We start from the raw sequence: 17,181 nt of genomic DNA, 5'->3' as shown, positions 1-17,181 counted from the left end.
ACACGTGGGGCCATAGCTCAGCTGGGAGAGCGCCTGCATGGCATGCAGGAGGTCGGCGGTTCGATCCCGCCTGGCTCCACCACTCTTCGAACCAGGCCGTTCGAAAGGTGACCGGACAGATCCAAGTCCCCATCGTCTAGAGGCCTAGGACACCACCCTTTCACGGTGGACACCGGGGTTCGAATCCCCGTGGGGACGCCATACAGCAGAAAGCCCGCCGCAAGGCGGGCTTTCTGTTTGTGCGTCCGGTCACCGGACCCGCGTACTCAGCCGCCGCTGCCCTCGCGCGCCGCGATCTCGGCCCATTCGACCTCCACGCCCTTGCGGTGCCCCTTCTCCACCAGCTTCAGTCCGGCCGGGTCGATGGTGAGGGTGTAGGCCTTGTCGCCGATCTGCACTTCGCGCTTCAGCGGCTTGTCGAGCTTCGTCGTCATGGGTTCACCTTTGGCTGTCGAGGGACCTGCCGGCCGACGATAGCACCGGCGCGGGCCCGGGGCATGAAGGCTCCCGGTGCAGCGTGGCGACGCCATGGCCGCGCTCGGCCAGGTACTGCAGCCATTTGCCCAGGAAGGTGTTCATCCGCATGCGATGGCCGATGAGCGCCGCCGGCGGCGGGAACAGGCCGATCGCGTCCTGCCAGCGGCGGCCGACGTAGCAGTGCGTGGCCTCGACCTGGCGGGCGTCGCGATAGAAGCGCAGGTAGGCCGAAGGATCGGGCTCGCCGGTCACCGGATCCGGCAGCGCCACGTAGGCGAGCCGCAGTTCGCTGGTGTAGGCATGGCGCTCGATGACGTCCAGGCGCAGGTCGAGCCCGTCGCCGACGCTGGAGACGTAGATCCCGGGCGCGAGATCGCCGGGCTCGAACAGGCGCACCAGACGCGCGTGGTTCTCCGCGTACAGCGCCATCAGCCAGCCGAGGCGGCTGAGGCCGGGGAGTTTCGCGCGTCGGGCGAGGAGCTGCGACATGGCCCGATGCTACACGCTCAGAACATGCCGCGGCGGATGCCCAGGGTGCTCATCACCTTGCTCGAGATCTCCTCGATCGAGGTGTGCGTGGTGCTCAGCACCGGAATGCGCTCGGCACGGAACAGGGTCTCGGCCGCGGCCACTTCGCGCTTGCAGGTCTCGAGTTCGGCATAGCGCGAGTTCGGGCGCCGCTCCTGGCGGATCTGCTGCAGGCGCACGGGGTCGATGGTGAGCCCGAACAGCTTGGCGCGGTGCGCGCGCAGGCGCGGCGGCAGGCGGTCGTGCTCGAGATCCTCTTCGGTCAGCGGATAGTTGGCCGCGGCGATGCCGTGGTGCAGCGCCAGGTAGACGCAGGTCGGCGTCTTGCCCGCGCGCGACACCGCCACCAGGATCACGTCGGCGTCGTCGTAGTTGATCGACATGCCGTCGTCGTGGGTCAGCGCGTAGTTCATGGCGTTGATGCGCTTGTGGTAGGCGTCGAAGTCGACCATGCCGTGGGCCTGGCCCACGCGTGGCTGGCGGGTCTCGCCGAGCTCGGCCTCCAGCTGGCTCATGAACGGCTCCAGCACGTCGAGGACCAGCGCCCCGCTCGCCCGGATCGCGGTGGTCAGCTCGCCGTTGACGCAGGAGTTCACCACCACCGGGCGCAGGCCGCTGGCCTCCCCGGCCTCGCGGATGCGCGCCGCGATCTCGTGGGCGCGCTCGACGCTGTCCACGAACGGGATCCGCTCGGTGGCGAAGGCGCTGGCGCGGAACTGGGTGAGGAGGCTGTGACCGATCGTTTCGGCGGTGATTCCGGTGCCGTCGGAGACGTAGAAGACCGGGCGCGGGCTCGACATGCGTGATTTTCCTGCGTGGCCGCGGGCCCCGCGGCGGGATGGCTTGCTAAAATAGCCGTTCCCGCCGTCCGGCGCCGCAGGCCCGGACGGTGTCACCCCGCGACCCGCCTTCCCTCCGGAGCCCGCCTTGAGCGCCAACATCCTGTGGCTTGACGACCTTCGCCTCACCGACCTCGCGCAGGTCGGCGGCAAGAATTCCTCGCTTGGCGAGATGATCGGCAACCTGGCCCGGCTCGGTGTCTCCGTGCCCGGCGGCTTCGCCACCACCGCCGATGCCTTCAAGGATTTCGTCGCCCACAACGACCTGCACCAGCGCATCTTCGACCGCCTGGCCACGCTCGACGTGGAAGACGTGCCGGCCTTGAACCGGGCCGGCGCCGAGATCCGCGGCTGGGTCATCGACGCCCCGCTGCAGCCGGCGCTGGAAGCCGACATCCGCACCGCCTACGCCAAGCTCTGCGCCGACAACGGCGGCACCGACATCGCGGTCGCGGTGCGCTCCTCGGCCACCGCCGAGGACCTGCCCGACGCCTCGTTCGCGGGCCAGCAGGAGACCTTCCTCAACGTCACCGGCGCCGACGACGTGGTGGTGAAGGTGAAGGAGGTCTTCGCCAGCCTCTACAACGACCGCGCCATCGCCTACCGCGTCCACCACGGCTTCAAGCACGAGGACGTGTTCCTGTCGGCCGGCGTGCAGCTGATGGTGCGCTCGGACTGCGGTGCCTCCGGCGTGCTGTTCACCCTCGATACCGAGTCCGGTTTCCGCGAGGTGGTGTTCATCACCTCCAGCTACGGCCTGGGCGAGAACGTCGTGCAGGGGGCGGTGAACCCGGACGAGTTCTACGTCTACAAGCCGACCCTGCGCCAGGGCCGGCCCGCCATCCTGCGCCGCTCGCTCGGCGCCAAGCAGATCCGCATGGTCTATTCCGACCAGCCCGGCGAGCGCGTGCGCAACGAGGACACGCCGGCGGAGCTGCGCGCGAAGTTCTCGATCAGCGACGCCGACGTGCACGAGCTCGCCCGCCAGGCGCTGACCATCGAGCAGCACTACCAGCGCCCGATGGACATCGAGTGGGCGAAGGACGGCATCACCGGCAAGCTCTTCATCGTCCAGGCCCGCCCGGAAACGGTGAAGTCGCGCGCCAAGGCCACCCAGATCGAGCGCTTCATGCTCGGCAGCCGCGGCGACGTGGTCTGCGAGGGCCGCGCCATCGGCCAGAAGATCGGCAGCGGCGTGGCCCGCGTGGTGCGCTCGCTCGACGACATGAACCGCGTGCAGCCCGGCGACGTGCTGGTCGCCGACATGACCGACCCCGACTGGGAGCCGGTGATGAAGCGCGCCTCGGCCATCGTGACCAACCGCGGTGGCCGCACCTGCCACGCGGCGATCATCGCCCGCGAACTGGGCGTGCCGGCCGTCGTCGGTACCGGCAATGCGCTGGACGCGATCGAGGACGGCAAGGAAGTGACGGTCAGTTGCGCCGAGGGCGATACCGGCTTCATCTACGACGGCAGCCTGTCCTTCGAGCGCATCACCACCGACCTCACCTCGATGCCGGAGGCGCCGCTCAAGATCATGATGAACGTCGCCAACCCCGAGCGCGCGTTCGATTTCGGCCAGCTGCCCAATGCCGGCATCGGCCTGGCGCGCCTGGAGATGATCATCGCAGCGCACATCGGCGTGCATCCCAACGCGCTGCTCGAGTACGACAAGCAGGACGCCGAGACGAAGAAGAAGATCGACGAGCGCGCCGCCGGCTACGCCGACCCGGTGAGCTTCTACGTCGACCGCCTGGCCGAGGGCATCGCCACGCTGACCGCGTCGGTGGCACCGAACCCGGTGATCGTGCGCATGTCGGACTTCAAGTCCAACGAATACGCCAACCTGATCGGCGGCACCCGCTACGAGCCGGAGGAAGAGAACCCGATGATCGGCTTCCGCGGCGCCAGCCGCTATGTCGATCCCGCGTTCGAGAAGGCCTTCGCACTCGAGTGCCGCGCCGTGCTCAAGGTCCGCGAGACCATGGGCCTGGAGAACCTCTGGGTGATGATCCCGTTCGTGCGCACGCTCGACGAGGGCCGCCGCGTGCTCGAGGTGCTGGCCGCCAACGGCCTGCGCCGCGGCGTCAACGGCCTGAAGGTCATCATGATGTGCGAGGTCCCGTCCAACGCGCTGCTGGCCGACGAGTTCCTGGAGATGTTCGACGGCTTCTCGATCGGCTCCAACGACCTGACCCAGCTGACCCTGGGCCTGGACCGCGACTCCGCGGTCGTCGCGCATCTGTTCGACGAGCGCGATCCGGCTGTGAAGAAGCTGCTGTCGATGGCCATCCAGACCGCCAAGGCCAAGGGCAAGTACATCGGCATCTGCGGCCAGGGCCCGAGCGACCATCCCGACCTTGCCGAGTGGCTGATGCAGCAGGGCATCGAGTCCGTGTCGCTCAACCCCGACACCGTAGTCGACACCTGGCTGAAGCTGGCGAAGTCGAAGGCCGCGGGCTGAGGCCTGCCGCCGTCGCAAACATGAAAGGCCGGGCTTCGTGCCCGGCCTTTTTTTTTTGCCACGGATTTACGCGGATGACGCGGATTTACACCGATAGAGCAAAAGCTTTTTGCTGGGAGAACGATAACTGCGTCAGGCGGAGCGTGACCTCGCAGCCCCGCACCACCATTCCTGCTCCTGTTCTATCCGTGTAAATCCGCGTCATCCGCGTAAATCCGTGGCAAAGCTTTTGCTCTACCTACAGGTGCGCCCCAAAGGCCCCCATGCCGGTCCGGTAGTGGCGGAGTTCAGCGATCGAGTCGTGGACGTCGCTGAGCGCGGTGTGCGCGGCCTGCTTGCGGAGGCCGGCGTAGAGCTCCGGCGCCCAGCGTCGGGCCAGCTCCTTGACCGTGCTGACGTCGAGGTTGCGGTAGTGGAACCAGCGCTCCAGTGCGGGCATGCGGCGGTACAGGAAGCGGCGGTCCTGGCAGATCGAGTTGCCACACATCGGCGACTTGCCGGCAGGCACCCACTGCCCAAGGAATTCGAGGGTGCGGGCCTCGGCCTCGGCCATCGGCACGCCCTCCTCCAGCACCCGGCGCCAGAGGCCGGAGCGGCCGTGCTGGTTGCGGTTCCATTCGTCCATGGCCTCCAGCAGCGCCAGCGGCTGGGCGATGGCCAGTTCGGGGCCTTCGGCCAGCACGTTGAGTTCGGCGTCGGTGACCACGGTGGCGATCTCGAGGATGGTGTCGTTGTCGGTGTCGAGACCGGTCATCTCCAGGTCGATCCACACCAGCCGTTCTTCGTTGCCCACCCTCGCTCCTTCCTGTCCGCCAGTTGAAACGGGCATGGTACCGCGGCTCAGGCCGGCGGCAGGCCGCGCTTGGCGCGGAAATAGTTGCGCAGGCGCTGTCCCGCTTCTTCGCCCAGCACGCCGCCCATCACGTCCACCCGGTGGTTGTGGCGCGGATCGGCCAGCAGGTCGAAGACGCTGCCGGCGGCGCCGGTCTTGGGATCGCTCGCGCCGTAGACCACGCGCGCCACGCGCGCGTGCACCATCGCCATCGCGCACATCGCGCAGGGTTCGAGCGTGACGTACAGCGTGCAGCCGATCAGGCGGTGGTTGCCCAGCGCCCTCCCCGCTTCGCGCATGGCCACGATCTCGGCGTGGGCGCTGGGGTCGTGTTCGCCGATGTTGCGGTTCCAGCCTTCGCCCACCACCTGGCCGGTCGCGTCCAACACCACGGCACCGACCGGGATCTCGTCGAAGTCGCGCTCGGCGCGATCGGCCAGGGCGAGCGCGTGGCGCATCCAGGCCTCGTCGGTGCCGCGCGCGGTGGTGTCGGCGTGCTTCTGCATGCCACGCATTCTAGTCGGGATGGCGCACGGGCCGGCCACCGGACACCGCGGTCCGCCATCCGTCATCCGCCAGCGCGCCTGATCCGCATCAAGCGCCAAGCGGCAGCCACGGCCTAGAATCACCGGATGCACAGCAACCATGCGAACACCGGCGGACCCGGCCACGGAAGCGGCGCACTGCAGCCGATGCAGGTGGACGTGGTGTCCATCCAGTCGCAGGTCGTCTACGGCCAGGTCGGCAACACCATCGCCGTGCCTACGCTCCAGTCGCTGGGGCTGCGCGTGGCGGCGGTGCCGACCGTGGTGCTGAGCAACACGCCGCACCACCCCACCGTGCACGGCGGCGCCATTCCGGTCGAGTGGTTCCGCGGCTACCTGGATGACCTGGTCGCGCGCGACTGCCTGCGCCGGCTGCGCGCAGTGGTGGTCGGCTATCTGGGCGGCCCGCGGCAGGCGGAGATCCTGGCCTCATGGCTGGAAGATCGGCTGCGGGCGGATCCGGGCATCCGGGTGCTGATCGACCCGGTGATCGGCGACGAGGACGTCGGTGTCTACGTCGACCCGGGCATGGTCGACGCCTACCGGCGGCACCTGTTGCCGCTGGCCGACGGGCTGGTGCCCAACGCCTTCGAGGTCGGCCTGCTCACCGGCCTTCCGGTGGACGATCTCGACCAGGTCATCGCGGCCGCACGCGCCCTGATGGGCGGTCGTACGCAGTGGGTGGTGGCGACCAGCGCCGCGCCCGCGGGCTGGCCCGAAGGCGGCATGCAGGTCGCCGTGGTCACGCCCGACGCGGTGCAGACCATCGACCACCGCCGCCTGGCGACGACACCCAAAGGCACCGGCGACCTGTTCAGCGCCACCCTGGCCGCGCACCGGCTGGCCGGCCTGGCCGTGGTGGACGCGGCGCGGCGCGCCTGCGATCGGGTGCTGCAGGTGCTCGAGGCATCGCTGGCCGCTGGCAGCGCGGAGATGCTGGTCTTCCCCGACCCGCAGGACAGTCCTCCGCCCCCATCGCCCCCGACCAGTCCGACCCGCCGCCTGTAGGAGCAGCTATAGCTGCTCCTACAGGCGGCAGTCAGGTGTTCGTGCGGCTGCGCCGGTGCATCAGCACACCGGCGACGCTCACCCCCAGCGCCACCAGCACCACGATGATCGTGGCGAGCGCGTTGATCTCCGGCGTCACGCCCAGCTTCACCTTCGAATACACCACCATCGGCAGGGTGCTCGAGCCAGGCCCGGAGGTGAAGCTGGCGATCACCAGGTCGTCCAGGGACAGGGTGAAGGCCAGCAGCCAGCCGGCCAGCAGCGCCGGCGCGATCAGCGGCAGGGTGATCACGAAGAACACCCGCCAGGGCCGTGCGCCCAGGTCCATGGCGGCCTCCTCCAGGCTGTCGTCCATGCCGGCCATGCGCGAGCGCACGACGACGGTGACGTAGCAGGCGGTGAGCGTGATGTGCGCCAGGGTGATGGTCACCATGCCGCGGTCCGGCCAGCCGAAGGCCTGCTGCAGGGTCACGAACAGCAGCAGCGAACTCAGGCCCATCATCACGTCGGGCATGACCATCGGCGCGGAGTTCATCAGGCTCAGCAGGCCCCGGCCCGGGAACCTGCCGAAACGCGACAGCGCCAGCCCGCAGGCCGTCCCCAGGAACACCGCCGCGGTGGCGGTGAGCGCCGCGATCAGGAAGCTGCGCTGCACGGCGTCCAGCAGCTGCTGGTTCTCCAGCAGCGCCGAGTACCAGCGCGTCGAGAACCCGCCCCAGACCGTCGCCACCCGCGAGGCGTTGAACGAATACACCACCACCGACAGGATCGGGATGTAGAGGAAGGCGTAGCCCAGCGCCATCGCCGTGTACAGCAGCGTCGGGTTGCGCTTCATGCCTCGGCCTCGCGCTCGTTGCGGCGGTTCTCGAAGTACTCGAACACCAGCGTGGGCAGCACGATCAGCACCAGCATCGCGATGGTCACCGCGGCCGCCAGCGGCCAGTCGCGGTTGGTGAAGAACTCGATCCACAGCACGCGGCCGATGGTCAGCGCATCGGGCCCGCCGAGGATGTCGGGAATGACGAACTCGCCCACCGCCGGGATGAACACCAGCAGTGCGCCGGCGATGATCCCGGGCATCGACAGCGGCAGGGTCACGCGCGCGAACGCCTGCCAGGGCTTGGCGCCCAGGTCTTCCGCGGCTTCGAGCAGCGTGAAGTCGAGCCGCATCAGCGTGGCCGTCAGCGGCAGGATCATGAACGGCAGGTAGTTGTAGACGATGCCGATGTAGACGGCGATGTCGGTATGCAGCAGCGCGAAGTCGGGGCCGGCCAGGCCGACCGCGGACAACGCCTGCGCCAGCAGGCCATTCGCCTTGAGGATGCCGATCAGCGCGTAGGTGCGCAGCAGCGAGCTGGTCCAGAACGGCAGGATCACCAGGACCAGCAGCAGCAACCGCTTGACCGGCGACGCACGCGCGATTCCGTAGGCGATGGGATAGCCGAGCAGCAGGCAGAACAGGGTCGACACCGATGCGAACAGCAGCGACTTCAGGTACGCCGCCACGTACAGCGGGTCCGACAGCAGCATGGCGTAGTTGGATGTGTGCAGCCGCAGCGAGGCGGCGCCGTCGGCCGCGTGCTCGATCAGCGCGGTATACGGCGGCGCCTGCCCGAACACCGCCTGGGCGAAGCTGATCTTGAGCACGATCAGGAACGGCACCAGGAAGAACAGCCCCAGCCACAGCATCGGCAACGCCGTGACGAGGAACCGGCCGCGACGGGTGCGGAACTCCTGCCCGACGCTGCGGAACCAGCCGAACAGGTTCCGCACCACGTCGAACCAGAAGTCCCACAGGCCGGCGTTGCGCCCCGCGCTGTTCATGCCGTCAGCACCACCGCGCTGGCCGCTTCCCAGCTCAGCCACAGGGTGTCGTCCCAGTCGTAGTGCGGCTCGGAGCTGCGCGCGACATGGGTTTCCTGCACGCGCACGATGGCGCCGGCTTCGGTCTCGACCTGGTAGATCGAGACGTCCCCCAGATAGGCGATGTCGCGCACCTTGCCCACCACCACGTTCTCGGTGGCCACGGTGCCGCGCTGCGGCGGCGCTTCGTGCACGTCGATCTTCTCCGGGCGCACCGCGATGCTCACCGCGGTGCCCTCCGGCAACGGGTCGGTGTGGCGCGCGAGCAGCTCGGCGTCCAGCGGATCGCACTGGATGCGCACCTGCCCACTGCCCTCGTCGCTGTCCAGCACTCGGCCCTCGAACAGGTTGATGCCGCCGATGAACTCCGCCACGAAGCGCGTGGCCGGGTACTCGTACAGCACCGCCGGCGTCGACACCTGCACGATGCGGCCGGTGTCCATGACCGCGATGCGCGAGGACATCGTCATCGCCTCCTCCTGGTCATGCGTGACCATGATGAAGGTGGTGCCCACGCGCTCCTGGATGTTCACCAGCTCGAACTGGGTGTGCTCGCGCAGGCGCTTGTCGAGCGCGCCCAGCGGCTCGTCGAGCAGCAGCAGCTTGGGCTGCTTCGCGAGTGCACGCGCCAGCGCCACGCGCTGCCGCTGGCCGCCCGAAAGCTGGTGCGGCTTGCGGTTGCCGAGCTGCGGCATGCGCACCAGTTCCAGCATCGACTGCACGCGGTCGCGGATCTCGCTGGCCGGCAGCCGGTCCTGGCGCAGGCCGAAGGCGATGTTCTGGGCGACCGTCATGTGCGGGAACAGCGCGTAGCTCTGGAACATCATGTTCACCGGCCGCTGGTAAGGCGGCAGGTGGGTGACGTCGAGGCCATCGATCATGATCCGCCCCTGGTCGGGCGCTTCCAGCCCCGCCAGGATCCGCAGCAGCGTGCTCTTGCCCGAGCCCGACCCGCCCAGCAAGGCGAAGAACTCGCCGCGGTAGATGTCGAGCGTGACGTCGTCGCAGGCGTAGACCTTGCCGAAGGTCTTCGTGACCCCCTCGATGCGCACGAAGGGCTGGGTGGCGGGGTCGCGCCAGGGCTCCGCGACCGCGCCGCGCGTGGGGGTCGCCATCGCCTAGCGGCCGCTCTTGATGCCGGTCCAGGCGCGCACGCGCTGGCGCTGCACGTCTTCGGGCAGCGAGACCGGATCGACCAGCTTGGCGCGCACGTCCTCGGCCGGGTACACGCCGCCGTCGGCCGCGATCTCCGGATCGACCAGCGGCGTCGCCGCCAGGTTGGCGTTGGCGTAGGCGACGTGGTCGGTGACCGCGGCGATCACCTCGGGCTGCATCAGGTAGTCGACGAACGCATGCGCGTTGCCCGGATGGCGGGCGTCCTTCGGGATGGCGATGACGTCCATCCAGCGGATCGCGCCCTCCTTCGGGATCACGTAGCGGATGTCGGGCGCGGCCTTGCCAGTGGCCTCGGCGGCCTCGGCGGCGACGTCGCGGGCCTGGCCGATGTCACCGGAGTAGCCCATCACCAGGCAGGCGTCGCCATTGGCCAGCGCGTCCTTGTACTCGGCGTTGTTGAAGGTGCGGATGTGCGGGCGGATGGCGGCGTAGGCCTGCTTCACCGCTTCGATCTCGTCGGCGGCGCCGGCGTTGGGATCCCGGCCGAGCCAGATCAGGGCGGCGCCGAAGGCCTCCTGGTCGTCGTCGAGCACGTGGATGCCGCAGGAGGCGAGCTTCGCGGCGTTGGCCGGGTCGAACAGCAGGCTCCAGGAATCCAGCGGCGCGTCGGCGCCGAGCGCGGCGGTGACCTTGTCGACGTTGATGCCCAGGCCGGTGGTGCCCCACATGTAGGGCACGACGTGGGCGTTGCCGGGATCGATGTCGGTCAGCCCCTGCATGATCGCGGGATCCAGGTGCTGCAGGTTCGGCAGCTTCGCCTTGTCCAGCGGCGCATACAAGCCGGCGCGGATCTGGCGCTGGGCGAAGGGCCGCGCCGAGGGGAACACCACGTCGTAGCCGGAGCCGCCGGCAGTCAGCTTGGTCTCGAGCGTCTCGTTCTCGGCGTAGACGTCGTAGTTGACCTTGATGCCGGTGGCCGCCTCGAAGTTGGCGATGGTGTCGTCGGCGACGTAGTCCGACCAGTTGTAGACGTTGAGCACCTGCTCCTCGGCGCCGGCAGGCGCGCCGGAGGCATCGGAGCCGGTCTGGTTGCCCCCGCATGCGGCAAGGACCAGGGCACAGGCAAGCGGGGCAAGGCGCAGGGACACGGCAGTTCTCCAGGGGGATACGGTGGCAGCGGGCATGTTCCGAGCGCACCCCGGGGGTGTCAACGCGAATTTACCGCTTGGGCCCGGAAGTATATATTGGACGGTTTCCTCCATGAGACCCGCAATGAAGAAGTCCTCCCTGTGCGCCGTGCTCGCGGCCATGCTCGCCGCCACCGCCCTGCCCGCCCTGGCGCAGGATGACGCCGGCGGTCCGGCCTGGACCTTCGGCGGCGAGGTCACGGCGGCCAGCGATTACGTCTGGCGCGGCGTGTCGCAGACGATGGAGGACCCGGCGCTGCAGCTCGAGGCCTACGTCGAACATGCCAGCGGCTTCTACGTCGGCGGCTTCGCCTCCAACGTCGACTTCGGCGACAGCGAGGACGGCATCGACCACGAGGTCAACGCCTACATCGGCTGGGCCGGCGAGCTGGGCGCGGGCACCGAGCTCGACGTCTTCGTCTCGCGCGTGGCCTACCCCGGCCACAACGGCGCCGACTACGACATCGATTACACCGAGATCGAGGCCACGCTCGGCTTCGCCGAGCACTACCACGCCGGCGTCGCCTACTCCCCCGACATCTTCAACCTGGGTGGCAAGGGCTGGTACTACTACGCCGGTGCGGCCTTCCCGCTCGGCGACAGCGGCTTCACCCTTGGCGCGCAGGCGGGCCATTACGACCTGGACGACGCCGCTGGCGACAGCTACAGCGACTGGCTGGTCTCGCTCGACCGCGACTTCGGCCCGATCAACGCGAAGCTGCAGTACACCGACACCTCGGGCTACAGCGAGCTGGTGGCGGAGTCGGTGGGCGACGCCAGCCTGGCCGACGGCCGCGCTTCGCTGCTGCTCACCTGGGCGTTCTGACCCCGGCAAGCCGGCTGGAAAGAAAAAGCCCGCGGCGACGCGGGCTTTTTCGTATCACCTGGCAGGGCGCGTGGTCGCCCTACTCCCACTCGATCGTCGCCGGCGGCTTGCCGCTGATGTCGTAGACCACGCGCGACACGCCGCGCACCTCGTTGATGATCCGGTTCGAGACCCGGCCGAGGAAGTCGTACGGCAGGTGCGCCCAGTGCGCGGTCATGAAGTCGATGGTCTCGACCGCGCGCAGCGCGATCACCCACTCGTAGGCGCGTGCGTCGCCGACCACGCCCACCGATTTCACCGGCAGGAACACCGCGAAGGCCTGGCTGGTCTGGTCGTACAGGCCGGCCTTGCGCAGCTCGTCGATGAAGATCGCGTCCGCACGCGCGAGGATGTCGGCGTACTCCGGCTTCACCTCGCCGAGGATGCGCACGCCCAGGCCCGGACCCGGGAACGGATGGCGGTAGACCATCTCGTGCGGCAGGCCCAGGGCCACGCCGATGCGGCGCACCTCGTCCTTGAACAGCTCGCGCAGCGGCTCCACCAGGCCGAGCTTCATGTGCTCGGGCAGGCCGCCGACGTTGTGGTGGCTCTTGATGACGTGCGCCTTGCCGGTCTTGCTGCCGGCCGATTCGATCACGTCGGGGTAGATCGTGCCCTGCGCCAGCCACTTCGCGTTGGCCAGCTTGCCGGCCTCCTCGTCGAAGATCTCGACGAACAGGTTGCCGATGATCTTGCGCTTGGCCTCGGGGTCGGTGACGCCGGCCAGCGCCTTGAAGTAGCGCTCGCGCGCGTCGACGCGGATCACGCGGATGCCGAGGCCGTGCGCGTCGGAGGCGTCGGCGAAGGTCGCCATCACCTGCTCGCCTTCCTGCCAGCGCAGCAGGCCGGTGTCGACGAAGACGCAGGTCAGCTGGTCGCCGATCGCCCGATGCAGCAGGGCCGCGACGACGGAGGAATCGACGCCGCCGGACAGGCCCAGGATCACCTCGTCGCTGCCCACCTGCCCGCGCACGCGCGCGATCTGGTCCTCGATGATCTGCTCGGCCGTCCACAGCGTCTCGCAGCCGCAGATGTCCACCACGAAGCGCCGCAGCAGCGCCTGCCCCGACTTCGTGTGCGTGACCTCGGGGTGGAACTGGACGCCGTACCAGCGCCTGTCCTCGTTGGCGAAGGCCGCCACCGGCACGCGCTCGGTCTTCGCGGTCACGGTGAAGCCGGGCGGCGCCTTCGAGACGTGGTCGCCGTGGCTCATCCACACGTCCAGCCGCGGCGGCAGGCCGAGATGGTCACGCAGGTCGCCGAACAGGCGGTCGGCGGCCACGAGGGTGACTTCGGCGTGGCCGTACTCGCGGGCGTCCGCGGCCTCGGTCTCGCCGCCGAGCTGCTTGGCCATGGTCTGCATGCCGTAGCAGATGCCCAGCAGCGGCAGGCCGCTGTCGAACACCTCCTGCGGCGCGACCGGCGCGCCCTCGGCCGTCGTCGATTCCGGGCCACCGGACAGGATGATGCCGCGCGCCCCGTAGGCGGCGATCTCGGACGGATCGTGGTCCCAGGCCCAGATCTCGCAGTAGACGCCAAGCTCGCGCACGCGGCGCGCGATCAGCTGCGTGTACTGCGCGCCGAAGTCGAGGATCAGGATCTTGTCGCGGTGCAGGTCGGTCATGGCGTGGATTCAGGGGGCGACTGCTCGGGCAGCGCGAGGCGGAAGGTGCACTGCTCGAGCTCCGCGTTCCACTCGCCGCCGTTGCCGGTGCAGGAATCGCGCAGCTGCCAGCCGCGGTAGAAGGTGTAGCCGTACAGCGCGATCGCCACCAGCAGCGCGACGGCGATGCCACGCAGCAGGATGCGTCGTGCCGGCGACGGCGTCCGGCCGGAACGGCGGCGTGCCATCTCAGCCGGCCCGGTAGTTCGGCGGTTCCTTGGTGATCTGCACGTCGTGGACGTGGCTCTCGCGCTGGCCCGCGCCGGTGATCTTCACGAACTGCGGCTTCGTGCGCATCTCCTCGACCGTCGCGCAGCCGACGTAGCCCATGGTCGCGCGCAGGCCACCGATCAGCTGGTGGATCACGCCGGCCAGCGGGCCACGGTAAGGAACGCGACCCTCGATGCCTTCGGGCACCAGCTTGTCGGCCGCCGCGGCGTCCTGGAAATAGCGGTCGCTGGAGCCCTTCTCCATCGCCGCCAGGCTGCCCATGCCGCGATAGCTCTTGTAGCTGCGGCCCTGGTAGAGCTCGGTCTCGCCCGGGGTTTCCTCGGTGCCGGCGAACAGGCCGCCGATCATCACCGTGGACGCGCCGGCGGCCAGCGCCTTGCCGATGTCGCCGGAATAGCGGATGCCGCCGTCGGCGATCAGCGGGATGCGGTCCTGCAGCGCGGAGGCGACCATGTCGATGGCGGTGATCTGCGGCACGCCCACGCCCGCGACCACGCGCGTGGTGCAGATCGAACCCGGGCCCACGCCGACCTTGACCGCGTCGGCGCCGGCGTCCATCAGCGCCAGCGCGGCGTCGCCGGTGACGATGTTGCCGCCGACCACCTGCAGCTGCGGGAAGCGCTTCTTGGCCCAGGCGACGCGGTCGATCACGCCCTGCGAATGCCCGTGCGCGGTGTCGACGATGATCACGTCCACTCCCGCCGCCGCCAGGCGCTCGATGCGCTCCTCGGTGTCGCCGCCGACGCCGACCGCGGCGCCGACCAGCAGGCTTTCCGACGCGTCCTTGGCCGCGTTCGGGTTGTCCTGCGCCTTCTGGATGTCCTTGACGGTGATCAGGCCGCGCAGCTGGAAGTCGTCGTTGACCACCAGCACCTTCTCGATGCGGTGGCGGTGCAGCAGCTCCATGACCTCTTCGTCGCTGGCGCCTTCCTTCACCGTGACCAGCTTGTCCTTGCGGGTCATGATGTTGCGCACCGGATCGTCGAGCTTCTTCTCGAAGCGCATGTCGCGGCCGGTGACGATGCCGACCAGCTGGTCGCCGTCGACCACCGGAACGCCGGAGATGTTGCGCGCGCGGGTGAGCTTGAGCACCTCGCCGATCGAGGTCTGCGGGCCGACCGTGAACGGCTCGCGGATCACTCCGGCCTCGAAGTTCTTCACCTGCAGCACCTGCGCGGCCTGGCGTTCGGCCGACATGTTCTTGTGCACGATGCCGATGCCGCCGAGCTGGGCCATCGCGATGGCCAGGCGGGCCTCGGTGACGGTGTCCATGGCGGCGGACACGATCGGCATGTTCAGCCGGAGGTCGCGGGTGAGGCGGGTGGCGAGCGAGACGTCCTTGGGCAGGACGGTGGAATGCGCCGGGACGAGGGAGATGTCGTCGTAGGTCAGCGCGTCAGCCTGGATGCGCAGCATGGCGGTGCCAGTGGTGGTGAAGCACGCGATTGTACCGCGCCGCGGCAAGTCGCGGCGTGCCGCGGGGCAGGACGCCGCGTCCCGCTCAGCCCGCGCCGTCGCCCGTTTCCAGGGCCTCGGCAGCCTCGAGTGTGTTCTCCATCAGCGTGGCCACGGTCATCGGCCCCACCCCGCCCGGCACCGGCGTGATCCAGCTGGCGCGGCGGGCGGCCTCGGCGAACTGGACGTCGCCCACGAGGCGGCCGTCGTCGAGCCGGTTGATGCCGACGTCGATCACCACCGCGCCGGGCTTGATCCAGTCGCCCGGAATCATGCCCGGCTTGCCCACGGCCACCACCAGGATGTCGGCCTCGCCGACGTGGCGGCGCAGGACTTCGGGCGGGGTGAACTTGTGGCAGGCGGTGACCGTGCAGCCCGCGATCATCAGTTCCAGCACCATCGGCCGGCCCACGTGGTTGCTGACGCCCACGATCGTGGCGCTCTGCCCCCGCACCGGCCGGTCGGTCCAGGCCAGCAGCGTGGTGATGCCGCGCGGCGTGCACGGCCGCAGGCCGAACTGGCGCAGCGCCAGGTGGCCGACGTTCTCGGGGTGGAAGCCGTCGACGTCCTTGCGCGGGTCGATGCGGTGGATCAGGCGGGTGGCGTCGGGGATGCCCGGCAGCGGCAGCTGCACCAGGATGCCGTGCACCCTGGGATCGGCGTTGAGCCGGTCGATCAGCGCCAGCAGCTCCGCCTCGGTCGTGCCTTCCGGCAGGTCGAAGTCGAAGGCGCGGATGCCGACGATGCCGGCGGCGCGACGCTTGTTGCGCACGTAGGAACGCGAGGCCGGGTTGTCGCCGACCAGCACCACGGCCAGCCCCGGTGGCTCGTGGCCGGCGGCGACGCGCGCGTCGACCCGGACCCGCAGCGAGTCCAGCAGCTGGTCGGCGATGCCCTTGCCGTCGAGGATGCGGGCCGTGGATGGGGTCTCGGACATGCCTGCCTGGATGGTGCGCGGGAAGCGGGCATTGTCGCCCATCGAAGCCGCCGCGCGCGAACCCCGCCCGCCCACGTGGTCAACGCCCCGGTGCGGGAGTCCCGGCCGGGCAGCGCGGGACACCGGCGCCGACGACGCAGTGCACGCAGCACTGCGGGGCCACGGGCGAACTCGCCGGCCCCTGCAGCGGAGGCGGCGGGGCCAGCCGGGCGAGCTCGGCCTGCGGCCGCAGCTGCAGCAGCGCCGCCCAGTCCTGCCGATTCGCATTGCAGGCCTCGGGCGCGTCCGGGGTGCAGGCCGGGTCGCCCTCCAGTCGCATCGGCAGGTCCTGGAAGTGGCCGCCCGGACTCAGCGGCAGCAGCCGCATGGTCACGCCGTCGAGCACGTTGCCGCCCACCAGGCGCGCGAGGCGGTCGCCGCGCTCGCTGGCGGACACGACCACGTCGCAGTGCATGCCGAGGCCGCCGCCCTCGCTGCCCAGCAGCGTCGCCAGCCCGCCGAAGCCGTAGCTGCGATCGGCGACGCGCACGTAGCACAGGAGGTCGCCCGGCGCCGGCTTCGCCGCGCGCGGATCGGCGATCCGGTAGGCGCTGCCCTCGGGATCACGGTAGGCCGCGCGCACGTAGTCGACGTGGCTGGCCGAAGCGCCGAAGCCCGGCAGCGCCGCGCGCCGCATCACCCACGACACGAAGGCCGCCGACCAGGGCGTGTCGACGATGAAGCTGCGGCAGGCGGCCGCGGAGTGCTGCGCCGGTGGCTGCGCGCATTCGACGGCGCCCGGACGCTGCATGACCTGCCGGAGCAGGCCGCTGCCCCGCCAGTATTCGCCGACGCGCTGCCATGCCGGCTGTCCGTTGGCCAGCAGAGCCGCTTCCGCCTCGCGCACCACCGAGCCGGCCAGCCGGCCCTGCGCGTCGATGAAGGGACGATGCCAGGCCTGATGTTCCTCGCAGGCCGCGGCCGCGATGCGCGTGGCCGCGTCGGGCGCCGAATGCTGCGCCCTCAGCAGCGGGCATGGATCAGCGGCGGCGACCGCGGGCACCGGCAGGGCGCAGGCCAGGAGCGCCAGGAGCGCCAGGCGGATCCAGCCGCGCGGTGTCGTCGTCATGCCGTCTTCCTCTCCGATGGAGCGGAAAGACTAGCCGAGACCGTGGACCGTCCCGCTCACGCG

17 protein-coding genes and 2 tRNA genes are annotated in these 17,181 nt (G+C 69.7%); 5 read left to right on the top strand and 14 right to left on the bottom strand.

Annotated elements, in window-relative coordinates:
• The first annotated feature begins 6 nt into the window (after nucleotides 1-6).
• Together H9645_RS00730 and H9645_RS00725 are read left to right on the top strand one after the other, a co-directional pair.
• Nucleotides 7-82: transfer RNA gene (locus tag H9645_RS00730), tRNA-Ala, on the top strand.
• A 43-nt stretch (nucleotides 83-125) separates the two neighbouring features.
• Nucleotides 126-201 (top strand) — tRNA-Glu (locus H9645_RS00725).
• Between the two features lie 65 nt (nucleotides 202-266).
• Here the strand turns inward: H9645_RS00725 and H9645_RS00720 are convergent.
• Genes H9645_RS00720 through ppsR form a run of 3 tightly spaced genes read right to left on the bottom strand, consistent with a single transcriptional unit; the run spans nucleotide 267 to nucleotide 1,805 of the window.
• Entirely contained in the window at nucleotides 267-434 is a 168-nt protein-coding gene (locus H9645_RS00720; protein ID WP_191727830.1) for a hypothetical protein, read from the bottom strand.
• Nucleotides 435-438: 4 nt separating this feature from the next.
• Nucleotides 439-966, bottom strand: coding sequence for a DUF1249 domain-containing protein (locus H9645_RS00715; RefSeq protein WP_191727829.1), 528 nt, complete (start codon nucleotides 964-966; stop codon nucleotides 439-441).
• 17 nt (nucleotides 967-983) lie between these two features.
• Nucleotides 984-1,805: a posphoenolpyruvate synthetase regulatory kinase/phosphorylase PpsR gene (gene ppsR, locus H9645_RS00710; protein WP_191727828.1), complete on the bottom strand. Its 822-nt coding sequence runs from the start codon at nucleotides 1,803-1,805 to the stop codon at nucleotides 984-986.
• A 127-nt stretch (nucleotides 1,806-1,932) separates the two neighbouring features.
• Here ppsR and ppsA point away from each other — a divergent pair, with 127 nt between their 5' ends.
• Nucleotides 1,933-4,308 carry a phosphoenolpyruvate synthase gene (ppsA, locus tag H9645_RS00705; RefSeq protein ID WP_191727827.1) on the top strand — a complete coding sequence of 792 codons (2,376 nt, stop codon included), beginning with the start codon at nucleotides 1,933-1,935 and terminating at the stop codon, nucleotides 4,306-4,308.
• Nucleotides 4,309-4,546: 238 nt separating this feature from the next.
• On the opposite strand, the gene orn is transcribed toward ppsA, so the two are convergent.
• Complete coding sequence (orn, locus tag H9645_RS00700; RefSeq protein WP_191727826.1) at nucleotides 4,547-5,137, bottom strand: oligoribonuclease; 591 nt, start codon at nucleotides 5,135-5,137, stop codon at nucleotides 4,547-4,549.
• 11 nt (nucleotides 5,138-5,148) lie between these two features.
• Nucleotides 5,149-5,646 carry a tRNA adenosine(34) deaminase TadA gene (gene tadA, locus H9645_RS00695; protein ID WP_191727825.1) on the bottom strand — a complete coding sequence of 166 codons (498 nt, stop codon included), beginning with the start codon at nucleotides 5,644-5,646 and terminating at the stop codon, nucleotides 5,149-5,151.
• Nucleotides 5,647-5,772: 126 nt separating this feature from the next.
• On the opposite strand from tadA, the gene pdxK reads away from it, so the two are divergent.
• Entirely contained in the window at nucleotides 5,773-6,693 is a 921-nt protein-coding gene (gene pdxK / locus H9645_RS00690; protein WP_191727824.1) for a pyridoxine/pyridoxal/pyridoxamine kinase, read from the top strand.
• A gap of 31 nt (nucleotides 6,694-6,724) precedes the next feature.
• Here pdxK and H9645_RS00685 read toward each other — a convergent pair whose 3' ends face one another.
• The 4 genes from H9645_RS00685 to H9645_RS00670 all read right to left on the bottom strand — a co-directional run bounded on the left by H9645_RS00685 (nucleotide 6,725) and on the right by H9645_RS00670 (nucleotide 10,820).
• Nucleotides 6,725-7,528, bottom strand: coding sequence for an ABC transporter permease subunit (locus H9645_RS00685; protein WP_191727823.1), 804 nt, complete (start codon nucleotides 7,526-7,528; stop codon nucleotides 6,725-6,727).
• On the bottom strand, nucleotides 7,525-8,382 hold the full coding sequence (locus H9645_RS00680) for an ABC transporter permease subunit (RefSeq protein ID WP_225217949.1): 858 nt from the start codon (nucleotides 8,380-8,382) through the stop codon (nucleotides 7,525-7,527). Before H9645_RS00680 ends, H9645_RS00685 begins: the two co-directional genes overlap by 4 nt.
• 131 nt (nucleotides 8,383-8,513) lie before the next feature.
• Nucleotides 8,514-9,671, bottom strand: coding sequence for an ABC transporter ATP-binding protein (locus H9645_RS00675; protein WP_191727821.1), 1,158 nt, complete (start codon nucleotides 9,669-9,671; stop codon nucleotides 8,514-8,516).
• Nucleotides 9,672-9,674: 3 nt separating this feature from the next.
• Nucleotides 9,675-10,820 (bottom strand): polyamine ABC transporter substrate-binding protein, encoded by a 1,146-nt coding sequence (locus H9645_RS00670; protein WP_318240464.1) that lies wholly within the window; start codon nucleotides 10,818-10,820, stop codon nucleotides 9,675-9,677.
• A 124-nt stretch (nucleotides 10,821-10,944) separates the two neighbouring features.
• Between H9645_RS00670 and H9645_RS00665 the strand changes: the two genes are divergently transcribed.
• Nucleotides 10,945-11,685, top strand: a complete 741-nt coding sequence (locus H9645_RS00665; protein ID WP_191727819.1) for a TorF family putative porin — start codon at nucleotides 10,945-10,947, stop codon at nucleotides 11,683-11,685.
• A 79-nt stretch (nucleotides 11,686-11,764) separates the two neighbouring features.
• Here H9645_RS00665 and guaA read toward each other — a convergent pair whose 3' ends face one another.
• The 5 genes from guaA to H9645_RS00640 form a co-directional block, all read right to left on the bottom strand.
• Nucleotides 11,765-13,348, bottom strand: a complete 1,584-nt coding sequence (guaA, locus tag H9645_RS00660; RefSeq protein ID WP_191727818.1) for a glutamine-hydrolyzing GMP synthase — start codon at nucleotides 13,346-13,348, stop codon at nucleotides 11,765-11,767.
• Nucleotides 13,345-13,575: a hypothetical protein gene (locus tag H9645_RS00655; RefSeq protein WP_191727817.1), complete on the bottom strand. Its 231-nt coding sequence runs from the start codon at nucleotides 13,573-13,575 to the stop codon at nucleotides 13,345-13,347. The genes guaA and H9645_RS00655 overlap by 4 nt, the downstream gene beginning before the upstream one ends.
• 1 nt (nucleotide 13,576) lies before the next feature.
• The gene (gene guaB, locus H9645_RS00650) at nucleotides 13,577-15,034 is read right to left on the bottom strand and encodes an IMP dehydrogenase (protein WP_191727816.1); all 1,458 of its coding nucleotides are present in this window, start codon (nucleotides 15,032-15,034) and stop codon (nucleotides 13,577-13,579) included.
• A gap of 85 nt (nucleotides 15,035-15,119) precedes the next feature.
• The gene (folD, locus tag H9645_RS00645) at nucleotides 15,120-16,010 is read right to left on the bottom strand and encodes a bifunctional methylenetetrahydrofolate dehydrogenase/methenyltetrahydrofolate cyclohydrolase FolD (RefSeq protein ID WP_191728429.1); all 891 of its coding nucleotides are present in this window, start codon (nucleotides 16,008-16,010) and stop codon (nucleotides 15,120-15,122) included.
• Nucleotides 16,011-16,089: 79 nt separating this feature from the next.
• Entirely contained in the window at nucleotides 16,090-17,118 is a 1,029-nt protein-coding gene (locus H9645_RS00640; protein WP_191727815.1) for a DUF2272 domain-containing protein, read from the bottom strand.
• Between the last annotated feature and the right edge of the window lie 63 nt (nucleotides 17,119-17,181).

Source organism: Luteimonas colneyensis (assembly GCF_014836665.1).
GTDB classification, from domain to species: domain Bacteria; phylum Pseudomonadota; class Gammaproteobacteria; order Xanthomonadales; family Xanthomonadaceae; genus Luteimonas; species Luteimonas colneyensis.
The sequence above is the reverse complement of the archived record's forward strand: the minus strand, read 5'-3'. Positions and strand labels throughout refer to the sequence as shown.